The 14,151-nt window shown below is 34.5% G+C and carries 13 protein-coding genes; 11 read left to right on the forward strand and 2 right to left on the reverse strand.

Annotation, left to right across the window (positions count from 1 at the left end; translation table 11 throughout):
* Positions 1 to 56 precede the first annotated feature (56 nt).
* Positions 57 to 1,292 (forward strand): histidine--tRNA ligase, encoded by a 1,236-nt coding sequence (gene hisS / locus ACONDI_RS02820; protein WP_241079974.1) that lies wholly within the window; start codon positions 57 to 59, stop codon positions 1,290 to 1,292.
* On the opposite strand, the gene ACONDI_RS02825 is transcribed toward hisS, so the two are convergent.
* Both ACONDI_RS02825 and ACONDI_RS02830 read right to left on the reverse strand, forming a co-directional pair.
* Positions 1,289 to 2,083 (reverse strand): HipA domain-containing protein, encoded by a 795-nt coding sequence (locus ACONDI_RS02825; protein WP_241079975.1) that lies wholly within the window; start codon positions 2,081 to 2,083, stop codon positions 1,289 to 1,291. The two genes, hisS and ACONDI_RS02825, sit on opposite strands and share 4 nt — an antisense overlap.
* Positions 2,058 to 2,453, reverse strand: a complete 396-nt coding sequence (locus tag ACONDI_RS02830; protein ID WP_241079976.1) for a hypothetical protein — start codon at positions 2,451 to 2,453, stop codon at positions 2,058 to 2,060. The genes ACONDI_RS02825 and ACONDI_RS02830 overlap by 26 nt, the downstream gene beginning before the upstream one ends.
* Before the next feature lie 126 nt (positions 2,454 to 2,579).
* Here ACONDI_RS02830 and ACONDI_RS02835 point away from each other — a divergent pair, with 126 nt between their 5' ends.
* The 10 genes from ACONDI_RS02835 to ACONDI_RS02880 all read left to right on the forward strand — a co-directional run bounded on the left by ACONDI_RS02835 (position 2,580) and on the right by ACONDI_RS02880 (position 13,607).
* Positions 2,580 to 2,894 (forward strand): hypothetical protein, encoded by a 315-nt coding sequence (locus tag ACONDI_RS02835; protein WP_241079977.1) that lies wholly within the window; start codon positions 2,580 to 2,582, stop codon positions 2,892 to 2,894.
* A complete protein-coding gene (locus ACONDI_RS02840; protein WP_241079978.1) occupies positions 2,884 to 3,708 on the forward strand; it encodes a hypothetical protein in 825 nt (274 codons plus the stop codon). The genes ACONDI_RS02835 and ACONDI_RS02840 overlap by 11 nt, the downstream gene beginning before the upstream one ends.
* Positions 3,709 to 3,764: 56 nt before the next feature.
* The gene (locus tag ACONDI_RS02845) at positions 3,765 to 4,331 is read left to right on the forward strand and encodes a hypothetical protein (RefSeq protein WP_241079979.1); all 567 of its coding nucleotides are present in this window, start codon (positions 3,765 to 3,767) and stop codon (positions 4,329 to 4,331) included.
* A 7-nt stretch (positions 4,332 to 4,338) separates the two neighbouring features.
* Positions 4,339 to 5,007, forward strand: a complete 669-nt coding sequence (locus ACONDI_RS02850) for a hypothetical protein (protein WP_241079980.1) — start codon at positions 4,339 to 4,341, stop codon at positions 5,005 to 5,007.
* A 19-nt stretch (positions 5,008 to 5,026) separates the two neighbouring features.
* Positions 5,027 to 5,251 (forward strand): hypothetical protein, encoded by a 225-nt coding sequence (locus ACONDI_RS02855; RefSeq protein WP_241079981.1) that lies wholly within the window; start codon positions 5,027 to 5,029, stop codon positions 5,249 to 5,251.
* Between the two features lie 273 nt (positions 5,252 to 5,524).
* Positions 5,525 to 6,352: a M48 family metalloprotease gene (locus ACONDI_RS02860; RefSeq protein WP_241079982.1), complete on the forward strand. Its 828-nt coding sequence runs from the start codon at positions 5,525 to 5,527 to the stop codon at positions 6,350 to 6,352.
* 497 nt (positions 6,353 to 6,849) lie between these two features.
* On the forward strand, positions 6,850 to 8,313 hold the full coding sequence (locus ACONDI_RS02865; RefSeq protein ID WP_241079983.1) for an NERD domain-containing protein kinase family protein: 1,464 nt from the start codon (positions 6,850 to 6,852) through the stop codon (positions 8,311 to 8,313).
* Positions 8,307 to 9,188: a protein kinase domain-containing protein gene (locus ACONDI_RS02870; protein ID WP_241079984.1), complete on the forward strand. Its 882-nt coding sequence runs from the start codon at positions 8,307 to 8,309 to the stop codon at positions 9,186 to 9,188. Before ACONDI_RS02865 ends, ACONDI_RS02870 begins: the two co-directional genes overlap by 7 nt.
* On the forward strand, positions 9,181 to 12,330 hold the full coding sequence (locus tag ACONDI_RS02875) for a DEAD/DEAH box helicase (RefSeq protein WP_241079985.1): 3,150 nt from the start codon (positions 9,181 to 9,183) through the stop codon (positions 12,328 to 12,330). The genes ACONDI_RS02870 and ACONDI_RS02875 overlap by 8 nt, the downstream gene beginning before the upstream one ends.
* Complete coding sequence (locus ACONDI_RS02880) at positions 12,327 to 13,607, forward strand: hypothetical protein (RefSeq protein WP_241079986.1); 1,281 nt, start codon at positions 12,327 to 12,329, stop codon at positions 13,605 to 13,607. Before ACONDI_RS02875 ends, ACONDI_RS02880 begins: the two co-directional genes overlap by 4 nt.
* The last annotated feature ends 544 nt before the right edge of the window (positions 13,608 to 14,151 follow it).

Raw genomic sequence — 14,151 nt, forward strand, 5'->3', positions numbered from 1 at the left:
TAGAGTGTGTTAATCCGATTAATTCATTCTTAGGAGATAAATAAAGGGGTGAAAGCATGAAAATAAAAGGGGTCAGGGATTATCTAAAAGATGAGGGAGACATAAGAGATTATTTAAAAGAAGTAATTATCTCAAATTATAAAAAGTATGGTTTTAAACCAGTGGAAACCTCGATTTTAAACAGCATGGAAGTTTTAACGAGTAAATACGGTGGAGGAGATGAAATAGCAAAGGAGATCTACAGTGTAAAAGAGCAGGGAGAAAGAGATCTGGGACTTAGGTTTGATTTGACTGTTCCCCTGATGAAGTTACTAAACCAAAACAAACAGCTCGGGAAACCATTTAAAAGATGTGAAATTGGCAAAGTTTTTAGAAACGGTGATGTCAAGAAAGGTAGACTTAGAGAGTTTACTCAGTGTGATGCGGATATAGTAGGTACTACGGATATAACTGCTGAAGTAGAACTTATTGTTATGGTTTTGAATATTTTTAACAAGCTAGGCCTAGAGGATGTAGAATTATATTATAACAATAGGAAAGTACTAGAAGGAATCATCTTAGAAAATGGAATAGATATAGAAAAAGCAGAAGATGTGATTTTGACAATAGATAAGCTTGAGAAAATGGAAGAAGACAGTGTTCTAAAAGAGTTGCAGGGGAAAGGTGTAGAGTTAGAAACAGGGGAAAAACTTATTAAAGATCTCAAAAAGCTTAATAAAGAAGAATTAAAAGAAAAGTATAGATCTCAATTAGTACAAGAAGGTTTTGACGAAATAGAAAAAATTAAAAACTTGTTAGAAGCGCTTGGGAAAATAGGCAAGTGTAAATTTTCGGCTTCTTTAGCCAGGGGGCTAAATTTTTATGATGGCTTAATCTATGAAGCTTTTGTAAAAAATTCTCAAATCAAAAGTAGTATAGCTGCCGGAGGTAGATACAGTATTATTGGCGAATCAAAAGAAACTGCTGTTGGGATATCCATAGGCCTGGATGTTTTGGCTGAAGTATATAAAGAAAAACTCTTTAAGAAAGAAAAAAGAAACGGATATTATATAATTCCTGTGGGTGGTTATGTGGCTGAAAGCTTTAAACTAGCAGAAAGATTAAGGTATGATGGAGAAGTTGTAGAACTTGAAATGGTAAAAAGAAGTATAGGAAAAAGTTTTAAAGCTTGCGACAACAAAAAATATAGATATGCAGTTGTAATAGGCGAAGATGAAGTAAAAAACAACTATTATACCTGCAAGGATTTAGAAACCGGCGAAGAAACTAAGGAAAAGTTTGATTATTATTAAACTACTAGAGTTTCGTACTTTCTTAATTGAAACTTTAATACATTTAAAGCTCTGCATAGAGGGAATTGACTGAGTAACTCTTCAATTAGGTCTTTATTAAACTTTAAGCCGCAATTTGATACAGCTTTAAACTGTTTTTTGAATGATGTGGAGAAAGGCTTTGATTTTACTTTATTTAATAGATGCCTGGTAGTGTAATCTATAGGGAAGCCTTTAGTATCTGATAGCAAAGACAACCCGTTATCAAAAATTGGAGCAAGGTGATATGTTTCTAGTTCTGTATTATAGATAACGCTCAAATTATTAAAATGCCTGTCTTCGTTCAAAATAACAGCATCAAGAGCTAAAATATACTTTATGTAGGTGTCTATATCTTTTAAGCCAGTTACATCGAATATTATTTCAGATACTATCTCTATCTGTTCTTTAACGCTTTTTCTAGTTAGCAGACTATCTATATCGATTAAGTTCTCCTCAAATAACTTATAGAATGTTTTGTGTTCTTCATTTTTTCCTAAAAAATTTTCTGAGGAGCAGCCTGTGTATTTGGTTTTGTTATCTTCAATAATATCGACAAAATTGTATCTTACGTAGTTGAAGTTACTTTTGTCAATATTAGAACAATCAAGTAATTTGGAAGCTAGTACTTCTGCAGTGTCTTCATAACCAAAAGTATTGGCCTTTATCCAGTTATTATCTTTAAACCATTTGATTTGGTTACCTTGACACAAAACACTGCTATTTAGCCTGACTGTCCTATCTACTTTAATCTCGGATCTTGATATCATCATACTTCAAATCCTCTCCATTGAATCGTATCCATAAATAATCATCGAATTGCAGACCGTGGGTTTTCTCTACAATTGCAAGGGGGGAATAAGTCTTTAACCCTAGATCTTCTAAAAGCTGGTGACAATTAAACCTTTCTTTTGGAAAGCATCTTGATTTTAAGAAATTATTTACCACTTTTAACCCTCTTCTGGGATTATTAAAAGGGGTAGTCTTGGTATCTATTGAAACCGGGAAGGGCCTTTTTTCAGGTTTTGTAGTCTGATCTATATAAATATACTTTTTGTCAGCTGACACAAAAACTTCTGCTACCACTTTGTCTTTATGCAAAACTTCAAACTTTAAATCATTATATATATCTTTTAAAGACATCTTCACACCTCAAGTTTATATAAAAAGTATTGTAATTTGGAAAAGTATTTTCCAAATAGTTATGCTATTATTTTAGCAATAAAGGTAGATTTAGACAAATCCTTTTAATTTTTGGAGGTGAGATAATTGGAAAAGAATATGTTCAAATTTAAAATAAATGAAAACAGTGATATATCTCCTGAGTTTGAGCCAGAAAGGCTAATCGATTCAATCTCTAAAAGTAAAAAATCCTTTTTAGAGATCTATGGGAAAAATGATAGTTCGCTAATTGCTGTCACAGCTGTAGCGGACTATGTTTGGGCGGACTTTTACAGGCTTTGTGGTGAAGTGCAATTTGAATGGTCTTTTTATAAAGATGACACTATCCCTGATAATCAACTACATGCTAAGCTGTCCTATCCGTTTAAGGTCTATAGGGGAGGTAGATTGGATGATAGTTAAGACAGGTGAAGTCAATAAAACATATCGTCAGGTACTTGTTGATATGTTGTCAGAAGAGTCTAATACTTATGCTTTTAGTACAAATGAAAAAATGTCACTTTTATTTGGCTATTTTATAGGTCAAGCAACTGAGAAAAATCTGGACTCCACTGGTAGTATGTTGTCTAATCTGGTTCGCTACATGAAAAACAATGTAAAACTGCTTGATAGCTTAAAAATATTTATTGCAAAAAAGAATAAAATTACAGAAAAGGATTTAGAAAGACTCGAAGGCATTGAAAAATCAAAGAAAGCTGTAGAAACAATGGATAATAACTTTTGTTTGGGTGTGTTTTGTGATCTGGATAAAGAGATAAAAGACCAAGAGGAGCTTGAAAGAGCTAAGGAAAAATTAACAAACTACGCTCTAATTGTAGACAACTTGATTCAATATAAATCAGGACTATTGAAAGTTGGAGTAGATTCTATGTTTTATTATGAAATTTCAGAAGAAGAGCTGATTGAATGTTTGCTTGAAGGTATTGTAAACACAGTAGAAAACATAAAAGCTTATATAGACGAAATTACTTCTGATTATATTAGCAAAGGATACTTTAGGGAAGTGAAAAACTTACTAATATTGTACCAATTGTCAATATTATTTGCCCGGTTTTTTGCTAGATTAACAAAAAACCAGGATGAGGTATTTTCAATAAACCCTGATGAATGGAAAAATTTTTTGAAAATCCTTGATTTTGAAGTAGATCTTGATCTTAGAGAGATACCGGCATATGAAGATATAGACCTGTATCATCCTGATTATTATAATTTGTAAAGCTGAACTTAATAGTGATTTTAAGGAAAAAAGTTTTGCGTTTAGGGGGATGGGTTATGGGAAAAAACTTGTTATGCGAGGAATGTGGGCTTGAAAAAGCGACTGATATTTCCTCTGAAGACAATAGAAGATTATGCAGCTATTGTAACAAAAGAGAACAAGTAGCAAGAAAGAGTTTTGTTAACATGAGATATCACCTACGCTTATCACTTGTTAGAGAATATCCTTTTATTAATCATTTTTATATTGAAGATGATGATAGGGAAAAATTGGTCATTCCTATCAGATGTGGAGATGGTTGGTATGAACTGATAAAAGATATGTGCGATGAAATTAAAGCCTACTTACAAGATAACCCTGAAAAAACTGAAAAATTTAAAATTGAAAACATAAGTGAAAAGTACGGGGAGTTAAGAGTGTGCTTTAGAGGCGTGGATATTGAAACAGAAAAAGAGATAGATAAAATTGTTTTATATTATGATAAACTTTCAAAAAAAATCTGTGAAGAATGTGGATGTCCAGGAGTTTTAAGAGAAAAAGAATCTGGTTGGCTTAAAACGTTGTGCAATGACTGTGTAAAAAAGAATAAGTTTAAAAAGTATATCTACATTGCTAAGGAGTGAGTCTACGATGTGTGGGAGTGATAAAAAGAGTATCAATAATTTTTTATATGATTTTTTAAACTTGCCGCTGGTTTTGAGCACTACATTAGAAGAATTTAGCGAAAATGATTCAAAAAAGAAAGTATACTTTGAAAGAAACTGGAGTTATGGCTATAACAGGTCAGGTGAAAAATTAAATTTGACGTTTTATTACACTGATAAGAAAAGAATAAAGCTGCTGGAAATACCACTTGAAAAAATATCAAATATAGAGAAGATAAAAAGCAAAAATGAGGCAAACGGGTTTAAAATAATACTAAAAGATAAAGAAAAATATTATGCAAAAACAGCTGATAACTGCTATGTCTGCAGCGAAGTTAGATTTTATGAGCATAGATTATATAATTCTAGAGTTATTAGAGAGATTGATGAAAAACTGAATGAGCTAAAAGGATTTGAAATAGTTCTTAAAATTAAAGACAAGGTATTTGAAACTATTGATGCTAACAAATACGGAGAAGAGTGGTTTTATCTATGGGGGATTGATTATGATTTTGGAGTGAACTTTAGTATATTTCATCCTAAAACCGATGATCATGAACATATTGAATTAGAAAATTTACAAAAGCATGAAATATTAGATGATGGGGTTAAGCTGAGCTTTAAAGATAGGGAAGTTATTATAAAATCTTATTAATGAAGGGAATTCAAATTATATGAGCAACAATAATGATGCTGTAGAAAAAGATAGTTTAAGAATATACGAATATAATATTAATGTTATATCTGAAAAATTAAACAACTGGTACGACAATTATGTTAGGAGGTATAAAGACATAAAAGGAAGCGATGTTTTGTTTGAATTGGTGTTTAATAGCGTTTATCATGCAGGTTTAAAAGTTAATGTAGACATAGATGAGATTGTAGATGATGTTTTTTAATGGTAGCTATTTTTTACCATTTCAGTTGAATACATATATTTTAAGTTTTCACGGGAGAAGGGTGTTCAAAGTATGGCCAAAAACTGCTCAGTTTGTGATCAAAAACTGAGCAGTTTTCATGGCCGAAACTGCTCAATTTATTTTACCACTCACAGTTTATCAATGTAATTACTTTCTTACTCTTTTAGAAATTAAGAAGGAAAATAAAAATAATATATAGAAAAATTTTGCAAATTTAACATAAAAATTATAATTCTAAAGGAGGTTTGGTTAATGAAGTATTTTTTACTAGGAGTAATTGCACTAATAAATTGGTTTATAGTGTCGCTGGTTTTTTCACCTTTTACACAGTACTCTTTTATACTTTCTATTTTAGTAATGGCTGCGGTAGTAGGTGCTGCTTTATCTCCAGTAGGGGAAAGTATAGTTAGGGTTCTATACAGAGCCGAGGAATTACCTCAACATCAAAAGAACAGGATCGATTCTTTATGGAATGAGGTAAAAAAAGAATCAGAAATTAATCTAGAAGAGTTTAATGTTAAACCAGAATTTTTTATGTTAAATGACAACTTTGTTAATGCCTTTGCCCTAGGAAGTAATACTGTCATTTTTACACGAGGTTTTTTGAGTGTCTCTACGGATGAAGAGTTCAAAGGAATTTTAGCTCATGAGTTAGGTCATTTAGTAAATCATGACACAAAAGTACTTCTTGCAGCTTTATTAATGAATATAATGGGACAGATTGGAACAACCATAATTGTATTTTTTACAAGTGCTATGGCCTTTGTTTCAAGTTTGTTTGGAGAAGAAGCAGGATGTTTTATTTCCATACCACTTGCTATTTTTAGTATATTATTGAATGTTCTATCATGGATAATTTATAATATTCTGGAATTATCTCTAAGAGCTGTTGGTAGACAAAACGAATTTTATGCGGATGAGTTTGCTAAAAAATGTGGACAGGGAAGAGGGCTTGCTAAATTTTTGCATCGAGTTAGCTCTATAGAAAGCGAAGCTGTTGAAAACAAAGAAACTTTAGCTTCAAGGTTATTAAATACACATCCGCCAATAGATGAAAGGTTAAATAAGCTTGGAGAATAGTGAAGGCACAAAAAAAGTAAAATGTATTTTAATTCTTACATTAAAATAGGAAGTTTGTTTAAATATTTAAGCAGTAATAATAGAGGCTAACTTTTTGAGAAAAATTAGATCGGAAAAGGTAATTGATAGCGAACATAACATTAATGAAAGGGTGAGGTTAAACATTAGAAGGATAAGTTACAGAATTTATCAAAGTCTAGCTTATTATTATTCCAGATGTTTAGCATTGTATATTTAAAATAATTTAATTCGACAATTTATGACAAAAATATAATCTATAATTTGGTAAAATAAATGTGTACTTTTCTATTATTACTCTATAATAAAATAGGATAATTAATGTGCAAAATTAATTTTATTGCTTTATTAGGAGGCAGTAGAATAGGTAAATGTGCAGCAAAAATATAGGGATTATTAATCAAATAAATTGACTTTAAGATATTGAACAATATGATGAGTATGAAATAAGGTATAAATTTAGTGGCAGGAGGGGTGTTATGAGGTCGAAAATTCTTTATCACAGTGATGTCGAAGACCATGAAAAAGAGGGGATCAAAGCCCTTGAAAAAGAGCTTCCCCCTGAAAATTTCATACTCCTTGTGGGGACTTATGTTAATGTCCGTGACTCTGATGACAGGGAAATAGACGCAACGTTAATATGCCCAAGAGGAGTTTTTGTAATAGAATTAAAACACTGGGTAGGCCGGATAAAAGAAAATATTACCACAAACAACTATCAGCTAACTCAGATAAGGCCAGATAATAGCAAAGAAGTACACCCAAACCCATTTAAAAAAGCTTCAGAGCAAAGAAAAACCGTTGCAGGAGACATAAAAAAAAGACTTAGAGAATCAAAACTCAACTCACAAAAAGCAAAAACAATCTCTAAAAAGCTAAACTGGAACGGCGGGGTTAAAGGTGCTGTTTTCTTTACCAACAAAAACTTCAGCTTCAATATTGAAAATCCCCGGGAAATTGCCCCCATCCTTTATCTACGCCCGGGAAATACAAGTTTTCTCTGGGAGAAAAAGTTTACCCAGGACGTCTTTAACGAAGAAGAAATCCAGGCTATTATCGATCTCTACCCCGGGGGCGAAGAAGCCGGGGAAGATGTTAGAGAACACTTCGAACTGGGAGAAATGGTTGGCGACTATAAAATTGAAGAGATCATTTACGGTAAGGAAGAAGACGAAGACCCCAAATACCAGAAAAACAGCTACTTTATCTACAAGGCTTACAATGAGCTTTTAAACAAACACTACTTCTTAAAAGCCGTAAGAATAGACCCCGGTGCAAAAGAAGATGCTCAAAAGACAATTGAAGAGATAGGAAAAAGAGACTTAAGAGCAAAAGGTGTCCTTAAAGATAACCCTTATGTTCTTATGTCAAGTGTACCACCTGACAGGTACGGACTTCATATCATAAGCGTAACAGACTGGGTAGACCACATATCGTTAGACGAGAAAATGAAGCTGGGCATTAGTTTTGAAGAAAAAAAAGAAATTATCAAAACATTAATTAATGCCTTAGAAAGTATCCACGAAAAAAATGTCTACCATAGGGACTTAAACCCAAAAAACATAATCATCACAACTGAAGGCGAGCTAAAAATCCTAAACTTTGACTTTGCCAAGTTAATCGGCTACGGCACAGTCTGGGACGGAATCGTAGAAAAAGCTACCAGGTACAGGGCTAACGAAGTTATAATGCCCCAGGACAAATCCAAAGTAGATTATAGAACCGACTATTATTCTTTGGGTGCAATTGTTTATGAACTAATAACTGAGAAAAAAATCTTTGAAAAATACAGCGAAAAGGTAACCAACTATTACGACAAAGAAACCCTAAATGCCAAATGCGATTCCAAAAAGCTCTACAACGCCGTTAACCTACTTCTTCATGGAGAACCCGAGAAAAGAATAGACGGCCTTTCCAAGCTAAAGAGGTGGGCAGGTTGTTAGAAGAAAAATATAACCTCCACGATACTATCCTTGAAAAAGATATCGAAGCCAATTTTTACACCAGGGTCTACAACGCAACTTCAAAAGACTCAAGGAAAGAGGTCATCATAAAATATAACAAAGTCTTTCCCACAGGGGACAAAGAAAGAGACAACGACAAGCTAACGGGCCTTACCACCATAACAAACCAGCTAAGACAAGAGCCCCTAATACTAAAGGTCCTAAAAGAAAGTAACTACATCGTCGACCTTATAGAAAGCCATGAAGACTTTCTAAAAAATAACGAGATGTGGATGGTGCTAGAAAAAGCCCCCGGAAATAGCATAGGGGAAATAATAAAAGAAGAAAGCACCTTCTCAAGGACAACTTTTTATTCTCTCCTCTATCACTTAGTAGAGGCTCTGTCCTATATCCATAGAATGGGTGTCATACACAGGGACCTGTCCCCTAACAATATATTTGTCACTATTAATCATAAAGCTGTAGTCACAAACCTAAAAATTATAGACTTTGGCCTTTCTTATTATAGCAAGAAAAGAAACTTCGGCATCAGGCACAGAAACGCGCTAACCTATTACTTCGCCCCACCGGAAGCAGCAAAGCTAATCCATAAAAAAATCACTCCAGCCTATGACCTGTTTTCAGTAGGAGCGGTGCTGTATTTCGTCCTTACAAGCAGCTACCCCTACCCCTCGCCTATTTTTACAAACAAAGATCTTGAACACAGCCTAAAACCAATAGAAAGAGAAGACATATCCCCAAAGATAAAAGCTTTTATCTATAAATGCCTTAAATACGAGCCAAAAGAAAGGCCTGGCTCAATAGTAGATATTAAAGGCGAAGTCTTTAAAAGAACGGGGTGGTTAAATGTCTGAAGCTGGATCAAAAACAAAAACTAATGTGGAAAATATTCAGGGCGATCTCTTTGATGAGAGAACCCTGCTTGTAAAACGTCCTATTACCTTCTATGTCATCTCAAGAATTGAAAAAGATGAAAGGGAAGATATAATCGCCTTCTTTAAAGAGGCCCAGAGGGCAAACTGGGTCTGGGTAGATATTAATTACAAGCAGGACAAAGACGAGTACAGATACTATTTTCACACAGAAACTAAAAAAGTCACAGCCGTCCACGTGGACTCAAAAGAACACGGTAACTCATACTTTAAAGTAATCGGCCTTAACGAAAAAACAGCAGATGACAGGTTAAACTCTGTTAAATTCGGGGTTAAGCTTCACCTCCAAAATAATTTTAAAATAGTAACGGGCGAGCACTGGAAGATACCTAAAAACAGAAACAGCCTCATAATCGCCGAAGAAACCAAAAAGATCACAGCTACCATCAAGGGTGAAATCTACACCGAATTTAAAAAAGAACAGCAGCATGAACGAGAAGAGATGCAAAAAAGACTTACCTGGGGAGAAAAGCTAAAAGATATTATAAACTTCCAAAAAGATTTTGAAGCCCAAAATGTAAAGACTAAATATTTTACCTACAAAGGCTTTGAACCTGTCTCTAAAGCCAAGATCAAAGGTGTAGAGTACAGGTTCAATATAGACAAAGAAAACAGCACCAACATGGGCGATGACCTAAAAGATGTAGAGCTAATAGTCTCTGATACAGCCGAGTTTGAAGCAGAAGCTAAACCCGTTGGCCTTGTTACAGACTTCTGTGATAAAGAAGGCTATATCAACTTAAGCTTTCAGTCCACCGTAGATTATGGAAAGTTCCCTAAAGCAGGTATCTTAAAGTTCGTCCACAAAGACGTCACCTACGAAATCCAGGAACAGGCAGTGGACGATCTCATAACCCAGAAGGCAAAAAACAAAAACCTTTTGGATATTTTGATAAACGGAAATTTCAGGCCCGTTCCAGATACCCCCTACGAGGAAATAGAGGGCCTTGTAGACTCTCAAGAGAAGGCCATAAACTACGCCCTAAACTGTGAAGACTTTTTCCTTGTCCAGGGTCCGCCCGGTACAGGAAAGACAAGTATTATCGTAAAGATGATTGAAAGGTTTATAAATAGAGGCGAAAAAGTCCTCGTAAGCTCCAAAAATAACCTCGCGGTGGATAATGTCCTTGAAAAATGCAGTAAGAAGAACTACCTGGCTGTTCGCCTTGGAAGGGAAGAAAGGGTAAAGCTAGAATCCGTAAAACCCCTCTTAATAGATAATGCGGCAATAGAGCTCCAAAATAAAATCTTGAAAAACTGCAGCCAAAATGAAATGGAGCTTCTTAACGACTTAGAAAAACAAGAAAAATATATTGCTACCTTAAACGAACTAGAAAACGACCTAAAAGATTACTTTGAGAAAAAAGATGAAAAAGGTATGCTAGACAAAATTCTTAATAAAAGAATAAGATGGGCAAAATTAAAAAACTACCATCACTACATTTCTCTATGGTTTACAAGGCTTATAACAAAGATAACTAAAAACAAAGAGGCCCTAGAAGAAAAAGAAGAAAGCTACAACAAAAGAATCGAATCAGCCTTAGATAAAGATGATAAATACAATGAAACAAAAAGCGGCTGGGACGAGATAAAAGGACAGATAAGCTTTTATGAACTCTCCTTTGATGAAAAGCTCTCCCCATTCGAGGGATTTAAAGAGCTTGACTACAAAAATATAACCGAAGAAGAATTTTATGAGCTCTTACAAAAAGAAAAAGAGCTAAAAGAAAACTATCAAAACAAAGAAAACATCCTAAAGGACTGGATAGACAGCTTACAAAAAAGACAGGAATCCCTTTACCCCTTACTTCTAAGCTCTGTAAAGATAGTCGGGGCAACCTGTATCGGGATTGAAACAAGAAGGGATTTCAAAGACGTAGACTTTGACGTTGCCATCATAGACGAAGCAGGCCAGATAACTATCTTTGATATCCTTGTCCCCATGGCAAGGGCAAAGAAAGTCATTTTAATAGGCGATCATATGCAGCTTCCCCCTGTACCAGATAATGACCTGATAAAAGAACTAAAAAGGATAAAGAGTTTGGAAGAGTTCGACGAAGAAGATTTTTATGATGATGACGAGGATGGAGAGCTTGAAGAGGAATCCGAAGGAAAAAAAGAAGCAGCTGCCACCACAGAGGATAATAATTTACAATCTCTAGTAGATGACTATGAAAAGATGTTTAAAACAAGTTTATTCGAGCTCTTATATTACCAGGCCCCGGAAAACAACAAAGAAATGCTTGATAACCAGTTCAGGATGCACCCGAAAATTGCAGAGTTTATTTCAAATGAGTTTTACGAAGGAAAATACCAGACCGGCTTAAAAGCAGAAGAAAGGGAGCTAGAAGTTTCTGTTTTTAATTGTCCCTTGTATTTCTTTGACACTGTAAACATGCGTGGCAAGCATGAAAAAACAGAGATACATAAAGAAGGCCATGAAGTCCGCTACAACCCAAAAGAAGGAGAGATAGTAGCAAAAATCTTGCTAGAGCTCCTTGTAGAAGGAGAAAAGATAAACCCCTATATACTGCAAGAAGGAGACGAAGATAACGAAGAAATAAAAGAAAAGCTCGTTGTCCCGGAAAATATCGGTATAATAACACCCTACAAACGCCAGAAAGAAACTATCATACATATCGTTAAGAAAAAGCTAAATGAATGCTACCAGGACAGGCACCAGGTGGAGCAAATCATGGAAGAGCTTGAAATTGATAGCGTGGATTCTTTCCAGGGTAGAGATAAGACCATTATCCTTTACAGCTTTACAAGGAGTAACAAAAAAGGAATCATAGGATTTCTTAAAGAACTAAGAAGGCTTAATGTGGCCATGACAAGGGCTAAATATATGCTGATGTTAATAGGTGACTCTTCAACCCTTTGTAACACACCTTTAGAAAGACCGAGAAGATGCTTTCAAAACCTGATTGATTATGTCAAAAAAGAAGGAATATACAGCCCCTTTGAAGAGTTTGAGACAAAGCTTATGACCGGCGGTGGAACAAGCGATGAAACCAGCTGTAGAACCGGTAGTGGAACCGGCAGTGGAGGTGAAAGGGCTTGAAACTTCGACCCCATATATTTTTAAACAGCAGAATAGACGTTAATAAAGAAGATATAAGAAGGTTTTTGCAGGTCTATTATCCCATTTACAGCCTGCCAATAGCCTTTACAGAAAGAAGCTCCGAACCCTATGAAGAACTAGAAAAAAACATCTCAAGGCTCCTTGAAAAAACCGAGTTAAAAAAAAGAGAAGAGGTCTATGAAATACTAGGCATCTCCCATGCAAAAGAGATCGGAGACAAAGTAGTAGATTATCTTATCTCCATAAGCCATATAGAAGAGACAGAAGACGGCCTTTATCTAAAAGATTTAGGCCGCTCTTCCCTTGAAGAAAATTACAAGATAAAAGAAGAGCACAGCGAAAGGCTTATGTACTTTGATGCCCTTTCACTAAAACCTTTGCCAAGTAAGTACTACAAATCAAAAAATATAGAATTACTCTCCTCGGGCAAAGTCCAGAGTCTAAAAAAGGCCAATATCATAGACAGCTGGAGAGACTTCAGCCAAAAAGAGCTGCAAAAAATACTTGATTACAAAAAAGAAGAAAGAAGAGACCATAATATTCCAGGCGAAACTGTAAACTTAAGGCTAAGTGAAAAGCTCTTTGAAAAAGCCCTTGATAAAACATCTATCCCAAAAGGGGTTATCTATTACCTACCCCTCTATCTAGTCGCAGCAGAAGATAAAGAAACCTTTAAACTTAATTTTAGAGCAAAAGATTACGCTTCCCTAAATATATATGCTTACAACGGCACTTCTGGCAAAAAGTGTGAGTTTTTTACAAGTTGTATCCGGGAAAACTCACAGCAGCTTGAGTATATCCTAAAACCCCTTTTAGAAAATTTTGACCCACTTGTAGATGAAAATCTTAAAATTTGGGGAAAGCAGCTTGCAGAATTTTATGACGAAGAACTTCTAAACCAGGAGGACTGGCTTAAAGAAAAAAAGATAGGTGTAAATAACTTCGACAACAACCCGGAGCTAAATATAGACGAAGATGATGTAGCAAAGTTGATAGAAACAAATAACGACAGGGCCATAAAAGACATCGCCCACCAAAACATCATCCCCTTGAAGGATAGAAATTACCACGGGCTTTTTGTAAAGCTAAAAGAGACAGATAAAGCTAAGGAAAGAGCTATAAACCATGTACTTAGAGAAAAAGAAAACTCCCTTGTAGCCAAAAGTTACAGTCAGCAAAAGATAGATGATGAAGTGGAAAAACTTGAAAAAAGGTTATACAATATTCAGGAAAACAAAAGCGAAGCAAAAAGTTAATTTGAAGATTTTGTATTGTCATAGACCCTTCAAGACCAAATAAGCTTTGGAAAGAAAAATCAAAATTAAAAGAAACAGCAAAAAAATAAAAAAAGGTTAAATACTTAAAACCCCCTTCCGAAAGCAAAGCTTGTCTAGTCTATAAAATGTTTTTGAATAAATATAATGAGAGTAATAATGGTCCCCCAAAAAAATTTGCATTTAGCGAAACTACAACAACCATAGAATAAAGTTTGAATTTATGAACGTACACGTTATATTTTAGGATGTATACCGTAAATGTTCATATAATTCAATCAGAAGTGTATTTGCATTGACTTCTAGATTAACACAAATTATAACGCCTGATAAGGTTTTTCATTTACATTTTATGATTACTGCGACCTGAGCGGTATCTATTCTTTAAGACTGTTACCGCTTAAATAATTTAACTCAAATCAACAACGAACTATTATTACAGGCGTTTTATTTCTTTAGATTTTTTTTACTTCATCCTCTAGGTTCCAGTAATAAGTCTTTTTTTAATTAATTGATAACACAAGAA

This window comes from Natranaerofaba carboxydovora (assembly GCF_022539405.1).
In the GTDB taxonomy this organism is placed as follows: domain Bacteria; phylum Bacillota; class Natranaerobiia; order Natranaerobiales; family Natranaerofabaceae; genus Natranaerofaba; species Natranaerofaba carboxydovora.